Consider the following 15650-nt stretch of genomic DNA (forward strand, 5'->3'; position numbering starts at 1 on the left):
TCCATTTCTATAAAGAAGATGGTTGGGGGTTTTGACAAACGGAAAGACAAAGTCTCATTCTGTTTACAGCGATGGAGAGGTTTTCATTGAGCGAGAAAATGGACTATTAAACTTAGTTCCAACAACAGACTTCCAATCTTTTAATTTGAATTCACTTAACTTTCAAATTGAGAAGTGTACTTACTACACTGTAGAATTTAGAAACTCAAAATAGCATTTACCACTAAGCCTTTAACTAGATTAAAACGAAGATTGCCTAAGTGGGTAATTCCTCTAGCGGCCTCTTTCCTAGCACTTATTTCCCTGTTTCCAATGCATCGCAGAGCATTTTTGCAATACAATTTATTTTGTAAATTGATATTTAATTAAAGTTGAACAGTGCGTAAGGTTACTGATCAAACTATATTGAGCAGATAATAGGATTTAATTCATCTATTACAAAAAGAAATTTAGTGTCCAGAGAAAAACCCAGACTTGCAAGATTAACAGCAATCTTAACTCAATTACAATCAAAGCGGATTGTAACTGCAACTGATATTGCTGTAAAGCATCACGTGAGTATTCGAACGGTCTACAGGGATATTCGAACATTAGAGCAATCGGGAATTCCTATTGTAACGGAGGAAGGGAAAGGTTATTCCCTGATAGATGGCTACAGGCTTCCCCCAGTGATGTTTACTGAAGAGGAAGCCAATGCACTCATTATGGCCGAACATTTGATTTTGAGAAATAAAGACCAATCCTTAGTTGAGCAGTATCAAAATGCGATTTCAAAAATCAAGTCAGTTTTAAAACGCCCTCAAAAAGCCAAAACAGAAGTTCTAACCGAACGTATCCAGATAAGAAATAACAGAACCAATGAAAAAACTAGCAACTTCCTCATTCAACTGCAGTCTAATATTATCAACTATGAGATAGTTCAGTTGCACTATATATCTTTAAATAATCAACAGACACAAAGAAAAATAGAGCCTTTTGCGTTATACACAACCAAAAATAATTGGGTTCTAATTGCCTTTTGTCATATTCGTAATGACTTTCGGGCCTTTCGATTAGATCGAATTCAGCAGTTAACAAAAACTCAGGCACATTTTGAGCCTCACAAAATTACCTTGGATCAATACTTTGATAACTGCAGAAAAAAATGTGAAAGCACCCCTGACATACCCTTGTCACAAACTCAATCTACCTTTGCTTCAAATCAAAAAGAATAAGTTATGCAAAAGGTAAAAATTGAACCATTTAAGTTGATTGGCATTGCCATCAAGACTACTAATGAAGGGAACAAAGCTAATCAGGAAATTGCTGAATTGTGGCAAGGATTTCTGAGTGAGAACTTATTGGAGAAAATCCCCAATAAAGTGGATTATACGATTTATTCATTGTACACCGAATATGAGGGAGATCACACCAAGCCTTACACGGCCATTCTTGGTTGCAAAGTGAAAAATTTTGAAGCAGTTCCTGCAGGAATGACAGCGATGTCTTTCGATGGTGGGACTTACATTAAGAGTACTGCTAGTGGCGATTTAATGAATGGACTTATTGTAAACCATTGGGCAAAAATTTGGGATATGGATCTGAATCGAAGCTATACTGCTGATTTTGAAGTATTTGGAGAGAAATCGCAAAATCCTTCTGCTGCTGAAGTGGATTTTTATATTGCAATTAATGAATAAAAGATGACGAAACTCGTGCTTAAAACGAATCCAGCTGTTGATGAAAAATTTGCGAATTACCCAGACAAATTAAGGGGTAAGATGCGGTATTTGAGGAGGTTGGTAATAGAAACAGCGGAAGAAACGGAGGGAGTTGATGAATTGGAGGAGACGTTAAAATGGGGTGAGCCAAGTTTTGTAACTAAAAATGGAAGTACATTACGGATGGATTGGAAAGAAAGATCTCCCGATCAATTTGCAATGTACTTTCAATGTTCAAGTCGTCTGGTGAGCACCTTCAGAATTGTGTTTGAGGATGTGTTCAAATTTGAAGGTAACCGTGCCATAGTTTTTCAACTAGAGGAGAAAGTCCCTGAATTGGAATTGAAAGAATGTATTAAAGCATCTTTAATCTACCACAAAGTAAAACACCTAATGACATTAGGAATTTGAGAATAGAATATTTCTTTCTGTATTATGTATATTTATATCATACCGATTGGATATCTAGATTATTTAATCACCGAAAAACAAGTATAAATGAGGAAGCAAAGATTATCTTCAATTTTGACAATAGTCTTCATGATCGTTGCGCTTTCTTGCACTAAGGAAGACAATAATCCCATATCTGATTGCGAAAATGAAGACTTTTTCTGTCAGTTCAGTTCACGGGATTTCAAGATGGGTTTCAGTACATGGCCGTATGCTCCAACAGCTGAAGCTGTCGAAGGTAGTTATAATTTCATTGATGAAAATGCAGATATTTATTCAGAGCATATTGATTCCAATATTCCCTGGAATGCCTGGTTCAATGATTCGACTTTGCCAACTGAATTTATCAATGAAATTGAATCAAGAGCCTCACGGAAACTGCCAAACGCTCAACTCACTGTCTCCGTAAGTTTGTTGAACAGTTCAAGGGATGAATTAGCTTTCGATTATGATGGCGGTATTCCTGATTATGCGGAATTAAATGATCAGAAAATTGAAGACGCATATTTCAAACATTTAAAATATATCGCAAATCAATTAAATCCAGATTATTTAATCATAGCTATTGAGGTAAATGAATTATTAAAAAATGCCCCTGAGAAGTGGGATGGGTATAAATTATTGATGGCTAATGTCAGATCAAGAATTGCAGAGGAATTCCCGTCTCTGAATATTTCAGAATCAATTACTTTACATAATTTTTACCAGCCGGATGTTACGAATAGTGAAGATTTTATAGAGGAAATAGCAAATTACGCAAATGCAATGGATTTAGTGAGTATTAGCTTTTATCCATTCTTTAAAGGCTTAAAAACTGATGAAGATTTTAAAGAGGTATTTGATTTCTTACACGAACAGATTGAGAAACCTATTTCATTTGCCGAAACAAGCCACCTTTCGGAGGATTTGACTGTAGAATCATTTAATCTATCCATCTCTGGTGATCAAGGGCAGCAAAATGAATACTTGAAAGTTCTGCTTGCTCAAGCTCAAATTCAGGATTATGAGTATATTATTTGGTGGGCTCATAGGGATTATGATCTTCTTTGGGAAACATTTCCTGATGAAGTCAAAGATTTAGGGAAATTGTGGATTAGTACAGGTTTGATTAATGAGGATGGAATTGAAAAGGAAGCGTATTCTACCTGGGAAGAGGTTCTGAACAAATAGATGTTGCTACTAATTCAACTCCGGGAAACCGCCAAGATTTTTCACATAATAAAATTTGTATTAGTTATCAATGAAAAGCCTATCATTAAGAAAAGTCAATCTGAACGATAAAATTGCCCTGCAAAAAATTAGTAAGCAGACCTTTTTGGAGACTTATTCCGCAGGCAACACCGAAGATGATATGAGTCGGTATCTGGAAGAAGAGTTTTCACTTGAAAAGTTAGTATCTCAATTGAGTAATCAGAATTCTGAATTCTATTTTGCCTGCTTGGGATCTGTAATCGTGGGTTACTTGAAAATTAATGTTGCTGAAGCTCAAACTGAAATGAAGAATGAGAACACTCTGGAAATACAGCGGATTTATGTTTTAGCTGATTATCAGGGAAAGCGAATTGGAAAATTGCTTTATAAAAAGGCCATAGAAATAGCTCAGCAGAAGGAAGTAGATTTTCTCTGGTTGGGAGTATGGGAAAAAAATCCCAAAGCCATTCGGTTTTACGAGCAGTTAGGCTTTAAAGCTTTCGATAAACATACTTTTATCGTAGGAGAGGACGTGCAAACTGACATCATGATGAAGAAGTATTTTTAGCTAATTTGACTACCGGCTTAACATCCAATTTTATATCTTAATGGAAATATTTTCTTTGCAGAATGATGGATAGAATTTTAAAGAATCCTACTAAAGTTTTTCTTATTGACGCTGTAGGAGCATTTTTAACAGCAATAACTTTAGGAATTGTCTTCACAAGTGTTCAGGAATTCATAGGTATGCCAAAAGAGTTATTAATTAGTCTAGCCATTGTTGCTTCACTCTTTTTTATTTATTCGGCCAGTTGTTTTTTTAAGCCCCAAAAGAATTGGAGAACTTTTCTTGGCGTAATTGCCACTGCTAATTTAATGTACTGCCTACTTACATCATTTCTAATTATTACCTATTTCGATCAACTCACAATTGTGGGTATTCTATATTTCGTGGGGGAAATTACACTGATTGTATTACTGGTTTACTTTGAAGTTTTTATTATTAGGAAAGAAGACCAACATAAAAAGTCTCAACTTGAAAACAATTGATATGAGTGGTTTTGGAATGATGGATTTTATGAATAAGTCTTTGGCAAACAATAGGGCAATTCTAAAAAGACAATCACTTTTTGAAATGAGAAGAGAGTTCAAGAATATAGTAGATCCGAAAGAAAGTATACCTACAAATCTTGTACTAAAGAAGATTTGATTAAGATCAGGAATGAGATGATAAAAGAGAGAAGACAAAATATCCTTAAGCTAACCCTCTCTTTTTGCTTTCAGTAGTTGTAATCGTAACAAACATCTTTCTTCTGCAGCAAATCTAGTCTATGCGAGATCTGAGGCTGAGCTTTAAACGGGGGAAAGTGCCCATGGAAAATTAGCCTTCATAAACAAACTCCCCATGCTCACTCTTAACAGTAACCTGCTTTTGAGCAGAACTTTCAACTCTTCCAATGATTTGAGTCTCAATATTAAAAGAATTTGAGATATCAATGATGGCTTGTGCATCCGCTTCATCAACATAAAGTTCCATTCTATGCCCCATATTGAATACTTTGTACATCTCTTTCCAATCCGTTTTGGATTCTTCTTGTATCATTTTGAAAAGTGGAGGGGTTGGGAATAAATTGTCTTTGATAATATGCAACCCTTCCACAAAATGAAGTACTTTGGTTTGAGCTCCGCCACTGCAATGCACCATTCCTGCTACTTTATCCGGTAATTCTTCCAATATTTTCTTGATAACTGGCGCATAAGTTCGAGTAGGGGATAATACTAATTTACCTGCATCCAATTCAACTCCTTCTACTGAATCAGTCAATTTTTTTGAACCTGTATACACCAAGTTACTAGGAACGGAGGGATCAAAACTTTCAGCATATTTTGCCATCAACTCCTTACTGAATACATCATGACGAGCAGAGGTTAATCCGTTGCTCCCCATTCCGCCATTGTATTCATTTTCATAAGTAGCCTGTCCATAAGAAGCCAAGCCTACAACCACATGACCTGCTTTTATGTTGTCATTGGAAATAACATCTGATCTTTTCATTCGGGCCGTAACGGTACTATCTACAATAATAGTCCTCACTAAATCCCCAACATCCGCAGTTTCACCACCTGTACTTATAATATTTACACCATTATCTCTCAGCATCTGCAAAACTTCCTCAGTGCCATTTATAATAGCCGATATGACTTCACCTGGAATTAAGTTTTTATTCCTCCCAATAGTAGAGGAGAGTAATATTTTATCGGTACATCCCACACATAGTAAATCATCAATATTCATGATGATGGCATCTTGTGCAATTCCTTTCCAAACGGAAATATCACCCGTTTCTTTCCAATACATATAAGCCAAGGAAGATTTAGTGCCAGCCCCATCCGCATGCATAATGGTGCAGTACTCCTCATCACCCGTAAGGTGATCGGGCACAATTTTGCAAAAAGCTTGTGGAAAAAGTCCTTTATCAAGGTTTTTGATGGCATTATGAACATCTTCTTTGGAGGCCGAAACCCCGCGTTGATTATATCTATCGGACATGATTCTAAATTTTGTTCAAAATTAAGGGGATTGAGGAAAGTAAACTAATTGAAAGGTGTATTTTTTGTACTTAAATAAAAGCTCTTCAAATTATATTAAACTTTATAAAATTATCATGGATTTTTGATTGCTTCAGGATTCTATTATTTTCTTTTAAGAAAATTTGCCGGAGGATTAATAATTATAGCGGTAAAGCAAATTGTTATGAAGCCTATATGGTTTGGTGCTCTTAATATCTTAGCCGTTCCTAGTGTTTTCCTTTTGCCGATAAACCAGTTGCTTTTCTTTATAGATTGATATGCAATAGAAGGCAATGATACTCATCATTTTAAAAAAACATTAAAAAAGCATTTAATGCAAGCCCCTTATTATCCATTTTATATGGTCATATTAATTATTTAAACTAAGTTAGTCTTTTCAAATAAGAATCACTTTATAAATAGTTTTATATGAAATTTTCTTTTGCTTTTTCTATTCTTTTCTTTTTTTCTTTATCGGTTTTAAGTCAAGAATTAATTGATTTAGGAGAAAATCAACCCGGACTGAAGGGTCAAGCACGTGTGAGGCATGCACTTTTAGATAATGATAAATTATATGTAGGAGGCAACATTAATTTTGTCAACGATAAAATCACTCCTCCGATTGTTAGGTTAAATGCAGATGGTTCCCTTGATGAATCATTTCATTTTGAGGGGAATTACTCTCGGAATTTTGGAAACGCAATAGCCTTTAGCCCGTCAACTATACTAAATGGTTCCCTTTATATAGTTGCTGAGAACGGCATTATTAAAATAAAAGATAACGGAACAATTGACCAGTCATTCGCGGTCGGCAGTCCCTATATCAAATCCATGATAACTTATAGAGACTCATTATTAGTCTTGGAAAGTGGTGGAAACTTTAGGCTTTATGCAGAAGATGGAAATTACCGTGCAATTGATGTCAGTAAAGAAGGATATTTGCTGCAATCCGTTGAAAAACTATCTGATAATGCATTATTGATGGAATATGTGTCTGAAGACTATAGCACTCGTAAGTATTATCAGTTTACTGATTCCATTGTTGAAAATAGTTCATTTAGCCCCATTACTTCTACTCGTGGCGAAATACATAATATTGAGATGCTCTCATCCGGTCAATTATTTATAGCAGGAAATAATAATCTGAATGTAAATAACATTTCAGGAAATGGTCTTTTTATTATCAACGAGTTGGGTGCCATCGATGAGGCTTCCATTCATAATGCTGATTTATCTTTTGCAGATGCATACGGTAATGGGATAGCATATGCAATTCCATTAAGTAGTGGTAAATTTTTTATTATTGGACAGAATGATAGTTCGAATCCATCCAATCGATCTTTATTTCGTTTATTGAGTAATGGGTTAAGAGATGATTCCTTTGTGACTAAACATTTCACAGTGGAATATTATGGAAATTATCATATGGTTAGAAATGCTGACGATGAAATTTATTTACTCGCAGATCAAAGAACTTACGATGGCAAGGAGTCAAGAAGTATAAATAAGATAAATACAAATGGTGAAAATATCGATGCATTTAACTCAAATTTATATGGCAATGCACGGGTGGATCAAATGATAAATTATAATTCTGAAAAGTTTTTAATTACTGGATCTTTTATTGAGTCCAGCATGTCAAAAAGTGCACTTATCACGGGGTTTTCTTTAAAATCTGAGGCTAAATTTCCCCAGTTGGATTCCATTAATTTATCTGCTGATGATTATTTGGGATCAGCTAAAATTTTATCTAACGGAGATTTATTTTTAGGCGTTTATGATAGGGATCAAAATGGAATATTTAAAGTGTACGATCCGAATGGAAATAGCGTTAGTTTAGGGTCCTCCCAAGGAAGTCCGGTTTACGTTGAAGAACCTGTTTACAACATTCATGAGTCTGAGCTTTATATTTACGCTACAGGTATATTTTCATATAATGGAGCGGGTCAACAAATGCATAACGTGATTAAAATGAATAAAGATTACAGTATTGTTTCTGGTTACACTCCTAGTCCGGATATTTTACCAACGGATATTGTCAAATTCTCTTATTTAGGGAAGGATGATAAGCTTACAGTTCAGTATTTTAGAAATTCAGCAAATCCTAGTGGAAAGGTAATTCGACTCATGCCAAATGGTAATAAGGACACTTCTTTTAATGATATTATTTTCGATAAATTGTCATATGGTAATGCTCAGGTTTTTGCTGTTTCTGATTCATTACTTATGATTTACGAACCGGACGCTAATAACACGCAAACTCTAAAGAAATATGATGTAAATGGGAATCTTCTTGATAGTGATTTTATTTCTTTTAACTCAGACACGGATATTGCTGATATCAATTCTCTAAGTGATACTACAATTTTGGTTTCGGGCTCTTTTTCTTCATTAAATGGCATTTCTAAAGACGCAATTGCTGCAGTAAATCTAAATGGTGCTTTATATGATGATCTTGCGCTAGATGTTGAAGGTGAAATTGATGAAATTGAGATACACAATGATACTTTGTTCATATTGGGTCCTGGAGCGATAAATGGTTTTAACGGAGGCGGATTTTATGCACTCTCTTTAAGTACAAATGCATTGAATATTGAAAATATATCCAATACAGAAACTGGTGGGATAAATATTACTTGGCAGCAGGATTACTCAATTCGATCTATAGAGGTTTATCGCAAAGGACCAGATGGTAATGAAGAACTTCTTTCAACACTTGAAAAGGGTTCTATTTCATTTACAGATGATAATCCTGATTTAAATGTTCTTTATACTTATAGTTTAGTGTCAAAAAATATTTTTGGTGAAAACTCTACGGAAACTACATTTACCTTAATTAAGCCAAGAAAAGCAGAAAATTTTACTGCACAATACGTAGATGGGAGCAATGAATTGACCTGGAATGACAATTCAGACCATGAAACAGGGTTTAGAATATTACGAGGGATAGATGACGAGGAATATGATGTAATCGGTGATGTAGGATCGGATACGGAAAGCTTTACTGACGTGGATGTAGAAATTGATCATAAATATTCTTATTTTGTTCTGGCAGTGAACGATAATATGGTCTCAGATACCTCAAATATCGTAAGTTTAGATATTTTCCGTCCTAAACCTCCACAAAATTTAACTTATGATTATAATGAAGAACTTGCAGAAATTACGCTCGAATGGACCAATTCTGACGATTTAACAGATAGTTTTATTATATATGAATCTCTTGATCTTGCAGAATTTGTGCCAATAGATACTGTTACCTCCGAAGTCTCTTATTTCCAAGTAATTATAAATGATATAGAAATTTCTCACCAATATTACCTCATCGCCAAGAATGAAATAGGCCACTCTGATCCCTCAGATACTTTAATGTTGCGAAAAGGTATTTTGGGGTTGGAGAGTAAAAATTATGTGTCAAAAATTTACCCAAACCCCAATAACGGTACATTTACAATTTTGCTAAACCAAGGAATTGATTTTATTACAATTTTAGATGCGCAAGGACGAGTCTTTAAAAAGCTTCATGTCAGTAACAAAAAAGTTGTCGAAGTGGGCAATTTACCATTGGGATTATACTTTATAGCATTCATTTCTGATAACCAATTTATAGGCAATCAAAAAATTCTTGTTAGATAGAGCAGGCTAAAAATAATGAACATCTTCTTTGGAGGCCGAAACCCCGCGTTGATTATATCTATCGGACATGATTCTAAATTTTGTTCAAAATTAAAGTTAATGCTTAAAGGAAACCCATGCTTGGCAACTTTTTTATACTAAAAAGCGATCATAAATGTAATCTATAGATTGTCTAGACAAAATAATGTCTAGGTCATCTAAAAAATATTTATGTTGAGGAGTGTTTTAGAATAAAATCTACTACTATGAAAAAGAGTTTAATACGATTAATTCTATGTTGAATTATAGGCGTAATAGGCCAGTCCAATCCAAAATGGATGCGATATGCTAAAATATGCCCTGATGGAGAAAAGATTGCCTTTGGCTACAAAGGAAATTTTTATTACGTTGAGAAAGAACAAAGTCTTGCAATACCGGTAACTATTGGAGACCGTTACGAATACGAAATTGTTTGATTGCAGGATGGTAAACACATTGCCTTTGCTTTAGATCGGCATGGAAACTATGGTGTATTTTTATACAATATAGAAGATGGACCCACTTCCCAACTAAGTTTTCACTCAGCCCATGATATTCCATAAAGATTTACTGTGGACGGGAAATCGATATTATTTACATCTGGTCGCAAGATGAATGCTGAAAATTCACAATTCGCTTATAGTAGGTTTTCATAACTTTACAGCGCTTCAATTGAAGGGAATATGCCTCAAGTGGAAACTCCATTACCATTAGATGATGTAAATGTCAATAAAGACGGTAGCCATTGGTTATACATGGATTTAAAAGGCTATGAAGAATATTGGAGAAAACACCATACTTCCGCTATTACACGTGATGTATGGGTTTATTATATTTCATATGAAAGTCATAAACAGCTAACTGATTTCGAAGGTGAAGATAGATATCCGATCTGGTCACATGATCAAGAGAGTCTCTAATTTTTCATTAAATTGATATATAAATTAATTTGAAAAGCCATGAAAGCCACACCCGAACACAATGAAAGAATAGCAAAAATGACCTTTGCCTCAGTGTATCCGCATTATGTTACTAAGGTGGAAAAGAAAGGAAGAGCAAAATCGGAATTGCATCAGGTTATTGAATGGTTGACTGGTTTTGATGACAAAAAGCAACAGGAGTTGATCTCAGCTAAAGTCACTTTCTCAGAGTTCTTCCAGCAGGCTAATTTAAATCCCAATGCTGAGTTAATCAAAGGAGTAATCTGTGGCTACAGAGTGGAGGAAATTGAAAATGAATTAACTCGAAAAGTTCGATATTTGGATAAGGTGGTAGATGAATTAGCGAAGGGCAAAAAGATGGAAAAGATTCTAAGAAGAGCTTAGCTGGTGAAAATCGAATACTAGATACAAAGGTTTAGTTTATTCGGAATCCTCTTATCTTTGTTTCTACACTAACAGAATTGACTAAATGAAATTTCCAGCAGCACAAAGTATTCTTTTGATCATTGCAGCTTTAGTGACTTTTTTAACTTGGTTGATTCCGGCCGGGAGTTACCACTCATTGAGTTATCAATCCACTTCTGACCAATTTCAAATTGAAAGTCAAGATTCTACTTATTATTTAAAAGCCTCTCAAGAGAATTTGGAAGATTTAAATGTTAAGATTCCCTTAGATAAATTTACAAGTGGTGCTATCTATAAGCCGATTAGCATTCCAGATACTTATCAGCAATTACCATCACAGCCACAAGGATTTGTAGCCTTTTTGTCTGCACCTATAAAAGGGATAATTGAAGCGGCTGATATTATCTTCCTTGTATTGATTATTGGCGGTATGATTGGTATCATGAACGTAACCGGAGCTTTCAATGCGGGTATGGGTTGGCTTTCCAAAGCTTTAAAAGGCAAAGAGTTTTTGCTGATTATTTTCACTACTTTACTGATTTCTTTAGGAGGTACTACATTCGGTTTAGCCGAAGAAACCTTGGCTTTCTATCCTATCTTAATTCCTATTTTCATTGCTGCAGGTTATGATTCCATGGTCGGATTGGCCAGTATTTTTTTAGGTTCTGCAATTGGGGTAATGTGCAGCACTGTAAATCCCTTTGCTACTATTATTGCTTCTGATGCTGCCGGGATAAGCTGGACAAGTGGATTAGATGGAAGAATGTTGATTTATGTTGTGTGCATGACCGTCACTATTCTTTATATATTAATTTATGCCAAAAAAGTGAAAAGAAATCCTGAAAAATCTTTAGTGGATGCCAGTGCGATAAAATCATTATCTTATATAAAAGAAGCAAGTGAAGGTAATATTGTAGCGCTTACCATAAGATTAAGACTTATCCTGCTCATTTTCACTGCTTGTTTTGTTGTCATGATTATGGGAGTTTCACAATGGGATTGGTGGTTTGTGGAAATGACCACAGTCTTTTTTGCTGGCGCTATAGTAATTGGGTTTATAGCAAAGATGAAGGAAAATGAATTTATTAATTCCTTTCTACAAGGAGCAGGAGATTTGCTTGGAGTAGCTTTCATCATAGGCCTGGCAAGAGGGATTACCATTTTAATGAATGATGGTTTGATTAGTGACAGCATACTTTTTTATGCCAGTGAATTAACCACAGGAATGAATAAAGGCCTATTCGTGAATGTACTTTTCTTTATTTATCAAGGATTAACTTTTTTTATTCCTTCCAGTTCGGGTATGGCGGTTTTGACCATGCCAATATTATCACCCTTGGCCGATAATGTCAATATTGGCAGGGAAGTAATAGTAAATGCATACCAATTAGGAAATGGTTTGTTTAATAGCATAAACCCAACTGGTTTGGTATTAGCATCGTTAGGCTTAGTAAAAATTGGTTACGAGAAATTTTTAAAGTTTATGTTACCTCTTTATGCAATTTTAGCATTGATTGGAGTGATATTTTTGACGTTGCTGAGTTATTGAATGGTAAGAAAAATGTGATGCAAATATATAATTCAATAAAAAAAGCCGAATCAGATTACTCCAATTCGGCTTTTCAATTTTAACTTATTTCTGATTATGCTTCTACAGCTTTTTTCTTTCTCTTCGCTAAATCCAACACAACTGGAGTTGCAATGAAGATAGATGAGTAAGTACCTACTAAAATACCTATTAATAATGCAAAAGAGAACCCTCTCAATACTTCACCACCGAAAATAAACAAGATTAAGATTACCACTAAAGTAGTAATGGAAGTCATTAATGTTCTACTGATGGTATTATTGATTGCAGTATTAAAAGTCTCCACATTGGATGCTTTTGATTTTATGCCCAAGGTTTCTCTGATTCTATCAAATACAACCACCGTATCGTTAATGGAATAACCAATTACGGTTAGAATTGCCGCAATAAATACTTGGTCAATTTCAAAAGAGAATCCAAGTAATTTTGCAATGGCAAATGCTGATAGTACAAACAATGTATCATGGAACAAGGCCACAACAGCTCCCAGACCAAATTGCCATCTTCTAAATCTGATTAAGATATAGATAAAGATTGCAATCAAGGCAAAGATCACTGATTCCTGTGATGAATTTCGGATGTCATCCGCAATAGTGGCACCTACTTTGGATGATCCGCTAATCGTGAAATTTGATTCATCAACTGCGGTTTCATCCTCTACATATTGCATACCGGTTGCTTCTGCAATACCGCTAATAATTTTAGTTTTTACTTCATTATCAGCTTCTGTTGATTCTTCATTGACTAAGTATGAAGTCGTTACTTTCAATATGTTATTTGCACCATAAGTCTTTACCTCGGTGCCGGCATCCTCTAATTTACCATCTAGCGCTACTTTCAAACTTGTAGTTTCTACTTGCTCAGCAAATCTTACAACATAAGAACGACCACCTGTGAAATCAACGCCTAAGGTTAAACCTTTAGTGACCATTAAAACAACACCAATTACAATCACAATTCCGGATCCGATATAAGCCATTTTTCTTTTGCTCATAAAGTTGAAATTGATGTTGCTAAATAGGTTTTTAGAGAATGGCGTAGCAAATGAGATTTTGCTTTGATCACCTTTCTTGCTCATCCAGCTCACAATTACTCTTGTGATGAAAACCGCTGAGAAGAATGAACAAGCAATACCAATCATTAAGGTAATGGCAAAGCCTTTCACAGGGCCTTGACCTAACCAATACAAAATGGCTCCCGTTAAGAATGTAGTTACATTGGCATCCACAATAGAGCTGTATGCTTTTTCATATCCTGATGTTATAGCTTTCAATAATGGAGAGCCCGCTCGCATTTCTTCTCTAATACGCTCAAAGATTAGTACGTTGGCATCAATGGACATACCGATAGTTAACACAATACCTGCTATACCTGGTAAGGTAAGTGCTGCGTTCAATTGCGCTAAAATCCCTAAAATAAAGAAGATGTTGAATACCAATGCAATATTAGCTACTAAACCACCTTTTGAATAGTAGGCCACCATAAATACCAATACCATCGCCAAACCAGCCACAATGGAAATGATACCTTGAGCTCTAGCTTCTTTACCCAAAGTTGGACCAATAATGGCCTCTTCTACGATTCTTGTAGGTGCCGGTAATGAACCTGCTTTCAAGATATTGGCTAAATCTTTAGCCTCTTCCATAGTGAAATTACCTTCTATGATAGAATTACCATTAGGTATTTCTTGGTTCACCCTTGGAGCTGAATAAACGTAGTTATCTAAAACAATTGCTATTCTGTTATTGATATTTTCACGAGTAATTTTCGCCCATTTTCTAGCTCCTGTTGGATCCATACTCATATCAACAGCCGGTTGCCCTACTTGATCAAATGTTTGTCTGGCATCATTTACTACTTCACCAGTTAAAAGCGCTTCATTACCTCTTTGTGTTCTTACCACATAAAGCTCCAGTAAATCAGTACCATTATCCAATTTTCTTGGCTTAACATCCCACAATAGTCTTGTGTTTCTTGGGAATAGAGTTTGAATGTCTTCTCTTTGAATTATATCATTGATCTTTGCTGTATCTGTAACATCGTACACTAAACCTTGACCCTTGATTAAACTAAATAGTGGCGATACGTTTTGAGCATTTTCCAATGAATCAAGAGTTGTATCTGCTGAATCTGTTTCTTGTCCTTCTGTAGAAGTAGAGTCATCATCTTGTAATAAATCTGCTAAGTTACCACTCTCTTCTTCTGAAACTTCAGATGAATCTTCTGAACCCAATTCATTTTTCTGATTAGCTTTTTGCTCTGCTACTAAGATTTCATTTGCTGCTGTAAGGGCATCTGAAACCTCATTGATTTCTACTACTTGCAAAAACTCTAATTTAGCAACGCCTTGTAATAATTTTTTTACTCTCTCAGGATTATCAACTCCAGGTAACTCAATTTGGATCCGGCCAGTATTTTCTAATTTTTGAATATTAGGCTGAGAAGTACCAAATCTATCTATCCTGGTTCTTAGGATATTAAAAGATCGGTCAATTGCATCATCAACTTCTGAACGAATAATCCTTAAGACCTCAGAGTCTTCAGTTTGAAAGCTGATTCTATCTCTATTGGCCGAAGTAGCGAAGAATTCACTTAATTTTTTATCGGGATATTCTTCTTGGTAAGCTTGGTAAAAAAGATTGACAAAAGTCTCTTGACTCGTTTTTTGTCTTGTCCTAGCAGTTTCTAGAGCATTGGTTAAGCCTTCATCTTCATTATTACCACTTAAACCTTTGATTATATCAACTGGAGATACCTCTAGAGTCACGTGCATACCGCCCTGTAAATCTAGGCCTAAGTTTAACTCCATATCCTGAACTTCCTTATAGGTAAATTCTACACCTAAAAGGTTATAAACAGGAACATTGTAAACAGAATCTAAATAATTCTGTCTCTTTCCATAGTCAATATTTCCAGCCTCATCTGTGGCTTGTTCAGTGGCATCTTCTTTTATGCCGTTTGACACGAACGTGAATGACAAGTAATAGACACATAATAATGTGACTATAGTAGTCATAAACACGATAAATCCTCTGTTTTTCATCTGTATTTATTATTTAATTAAATTGATTTTATAAATCGCAATTGAAATAGATGCGACTTAAATTGTTACTAGGTTTAAAAAATTTGGGTGGTTCTTGATATTATATA

General features: G+C 35.1%; 14 protein-coding genes. 12 read left to right on the top strand and 2 right to left on the bottom strand.

The window, feature by feature from the left end; genetic code table 11:
- Positions 1-452 precede the first annotated feature (452 nt).
- From Q3Y49_RS07110 to Q3Y49_RS07140, 7 genes are all read left to right on the top strand, one after another.
- Positions 453-1214, top strand: coding sequence for a helix-turn-helix transcriptional regulator (locus Q3Y49_RS07110; protein WP_303271602.1), 762 nt, complete (start codon positions 453-455; stop codon positions 1212-1214).
- Between the two features lie 3 nt (positions 1215-1217).
- Positions 1218-1679 carry a GyrI-like domain-containing protein gene (locus Q3Y49_RS07115; protein ID WP_303271603.1) on the top strand — a complete coding sequence of 154 codons (462 nt, stop codon included), beginning with the start codon at positions 1218-1220 and terminating at the stop codon, positions 1677-1679.
- Between the two features lie 3 nt (positions 1680-1682).
- On the top strand, positions 1683-2111 hold the full coding sequence (locus Q3Y49_RS07120; protein ID WP_303271604.1) for a DUF1801 domain-containing protein: 429 nt from the start codon (positions 1683-1685) through the stop codon (positions 2109-2111).
- 87 nt (positions 2112-2198) lie between these two features.
- Entirely contained in the window at positions 2199-3320 is a 1122-nt protein-coding gene (locus tag Q3Y49_RS07125; RefSeq protein WP_303271605.1) for a glycosyl hydrolase 53 family protein, read from the top strand.
- A 70-nt stretch (positions 3321-3390) separates the two neighbouring features.
- Positions 3391-3909, top strand: a complete 519-nt coding sequence (locus Q3Y49_RS07130; protein ID WP_303271606.1) for a GNAT family N-acetyltransferase — start codon at positions 3391-3393, stop codon at positions 3907-3909.
- Between the two features lie 62 nt (positions 3910-3971).
- On the top strand, positions 3972-4391 hold the full coding sequence (locus Q3Y49_RS07135; RefSeq protein WP_303271607.1) for a hypothetical protein: 420 nt from the start codon (positions 3972-3974) through the stop codon (positions 4389-4391).
- Entirely contained in the window at positions 4378-4551 is a 174-nt protein-coding gene (locus Q3Y49_RS07140) for a hypothetical protein (protein ID WP_303271608.1), read from the top strand. The genes Q3Y49_RS07135 and Q3Y49_RS07140 overlap by 14 nt, the downstream gene beginning before the upstream one ends.
- Positions 4552-4722: 171 nt before the next feature.
- On the opposite strand, the gene Q3Y49_RS07145 is transcribed toward Q3Y49_RS07140, so the two are convergent.
- Positions 4723-5892, bottom strand: coding sequence for an AIR synthase related protein (locus Q3Y49_RS07145; protein WP_303271610.1), 1170 nt, complete (start codon positions 5890-5892; stop codon positions 4723-4725).
- Positions 5893-6341: 449 nt separating this feature from the next.
- On the opposite strand from Q3Y49_RS07145, the gene Q3Y49_RS07150 reads away from it, so the two are divergent.
- The 5 genes from Q3Y49_RS07150 (at position 6342) to Q3Y49_RS07170 (ending at position 12461) form a co-directional block, all read left to right on the top strand.
- Positions 6342-9548 carry a T9SS type A sorting domain-containing protein gene (locus tag Q3Y49_RS07150; protein ID WP_303271612.1) on the top strand — a complete coding sequence of 1069 codons (3207 nt, stop codon included), beginning with the start codon at positions 6342-6344 and terminating at the stop codon, positions 9546-9548.
- 317 nt (positions 9549-9865) lie between these two features.
- Complete coding sequence (locus Q3Y49_RS07155; protein ID WP_303271613.1) at positions 9866-10003, top strand: hypothetical protein; 138 nt, start codon at positions 9866-9868, stop codon at positions 10001-10003.
- Between the two features lie 246 nt (positions 10004-10249).
- Positions 10250-10486 (top strand): hypothetical protein, encoded by a 237-nt coding sequence (locus Q3Y49_RS07160; RefSeq protein ID WP_303271614.1) that lies wholly within the window; start codon positions 10250-10252, stop codon positions 10484-10486.
- Positions 10487-10525: 39 nt separating this feature from the next.
- The gene (locus tag Q3Y49_RS07165; RefSeq protein WP_303271615.1) at positions 10526-10891 is read left to right on the top strand and encodes a DUF2200 domain-containing protein; all 366 of its coding nucleotides are present in this window, start codon (positions 10526-10528) and stop codon (positions 10889-10891) included.
- An 85-nt stretch (positions 10892-10976) separates the two neighbouring features.
- A complete protein-coding gene (locus Q3Y49_RS07170; RefSeq protein WP_303271616.1) occupies positions 10977-12461 on the top strand; it encodes a YfcC family protein in 1485 nt (494 codons plus the stop codon).
- Between the two features lie 94 nt (positions 12462-12555).
- On the opposite strand, the gene secDF is transcribed toward Q3Y49_RS07170, so the two are convergent.
- Positions 12556-15543 carry a protein translocase subunit SecDF gene (gene secDF / locus Q3Y49_RS07175; protein ID WP_303271617.1) on the bottom strand — a complete coding sequence of 996 codons (2988 nt, stop codon included), beginning with the start codon at positions 15541-15543 and terminating at the stop codon, positions 12556-12558.
- Positions 15544-15650 lie beyond the last annotated feature (107 nt).

This window comes from Marivirga harenae, assembly GCF_030534335.1.
Lineage (GTDB): Bacteria > Bacteroidota > Bacteroidia > Cytophagales > Cyclobacteriaceae > Marivirga > Marivirga harenae.

What these genes read in the sequence shown, in the direction of transcription:
- Q3Y49_RS07150 (WP_303271612.1), top strand. Translation starts at nt 6,342, where the DNA reads ATGAAATTTTCTTTTGCTTTTTCTATTCTTTTCTTTTTTTCTTTATCG.
- Q3Y49_RS07120 (WP_303271604.1), top strand. Translation starts at nt 1,683, where the DNA reads ATGACGAAACTCGTGCTTAAAACGAATCCAGCTGTTGATGAAAAATTT.
- Q3Y49_RS07125 (WP_303271605.1), top strand. Translation starts at nt 2,199, where the DNA reads ATGAGGAAGCAAAGATTATCTTCAATTTTGACAATAGTCTTCATGATC.
- Q3Y49_RS07145 (WP_303271610.1), bottom strand. Translation starts at nt 5,892, where the DNA reads ATGTCCGATAGATATAATCAACGCGGGGTTTCGGCCTCCAAAGAAGAT.
- Q3Y49_RS07170 (WP_303271616.1), top strand. Translation starts at nt 10,977, where the DNA reads ATGAAATTTCCAGCAGCACAAAGTATTCTTTTGATCATTGCAGCTTTA.
- Q3Y49_RS07135 (WP_303271607.1), top strand. Translation starts at nt 3,972, where the DNA reads ATGATGGATAGAATTTTAAAGAATCCTACTAAAGTTTTTCTTATTGAC.
- Q3Y49_RS07130 (WP_303271606.1), top strand. Translation starts at nt 3,391, where the DNA reads ATGAAAAGCCTATCATTAAGAAAAGTCAATCTGAACGATAAAATTGCC.
- Q3Y49_RS07155 (WP_303271613.1), top strand. Translation starts at nt 9,866, where the DNA reads ATGCGATATGCTAAAATATGCCCTGATGGAGAAAAGATTGCCTTTGGC.
- Q3Y49_RS07165 (WP_303271615.1), top strand. Translation starts at nt 10,526, where the DNA reads ATGAAAGCCACACCCGAACACAATGAAAGAATAGCAAAAATGACCTTT.
- secDF (WP_303271617.1), bottom strand. Translation starts at nt 15,543, where the DNA reads ATGAAAAACAGAGGATTTATCGTGTTTATGACTACTATAGTCACATTA.
- Q3Y49_RS07160 (WP_303271614.1), top strand. Translation starts at nt 10,250, where the DNA reads ATGCCTCAAGTGGAAACTCCATTACCATTAGATGATGTAAATGTCAAT.
- Q3Y49_RS07115 (WP_303271603.1), top strand. Translation starts at nt 1,218, where the DNA reads ATGCAAAAGGTAAAAATTGAACCATTTAAGTTGATTGGCATTGCCATC.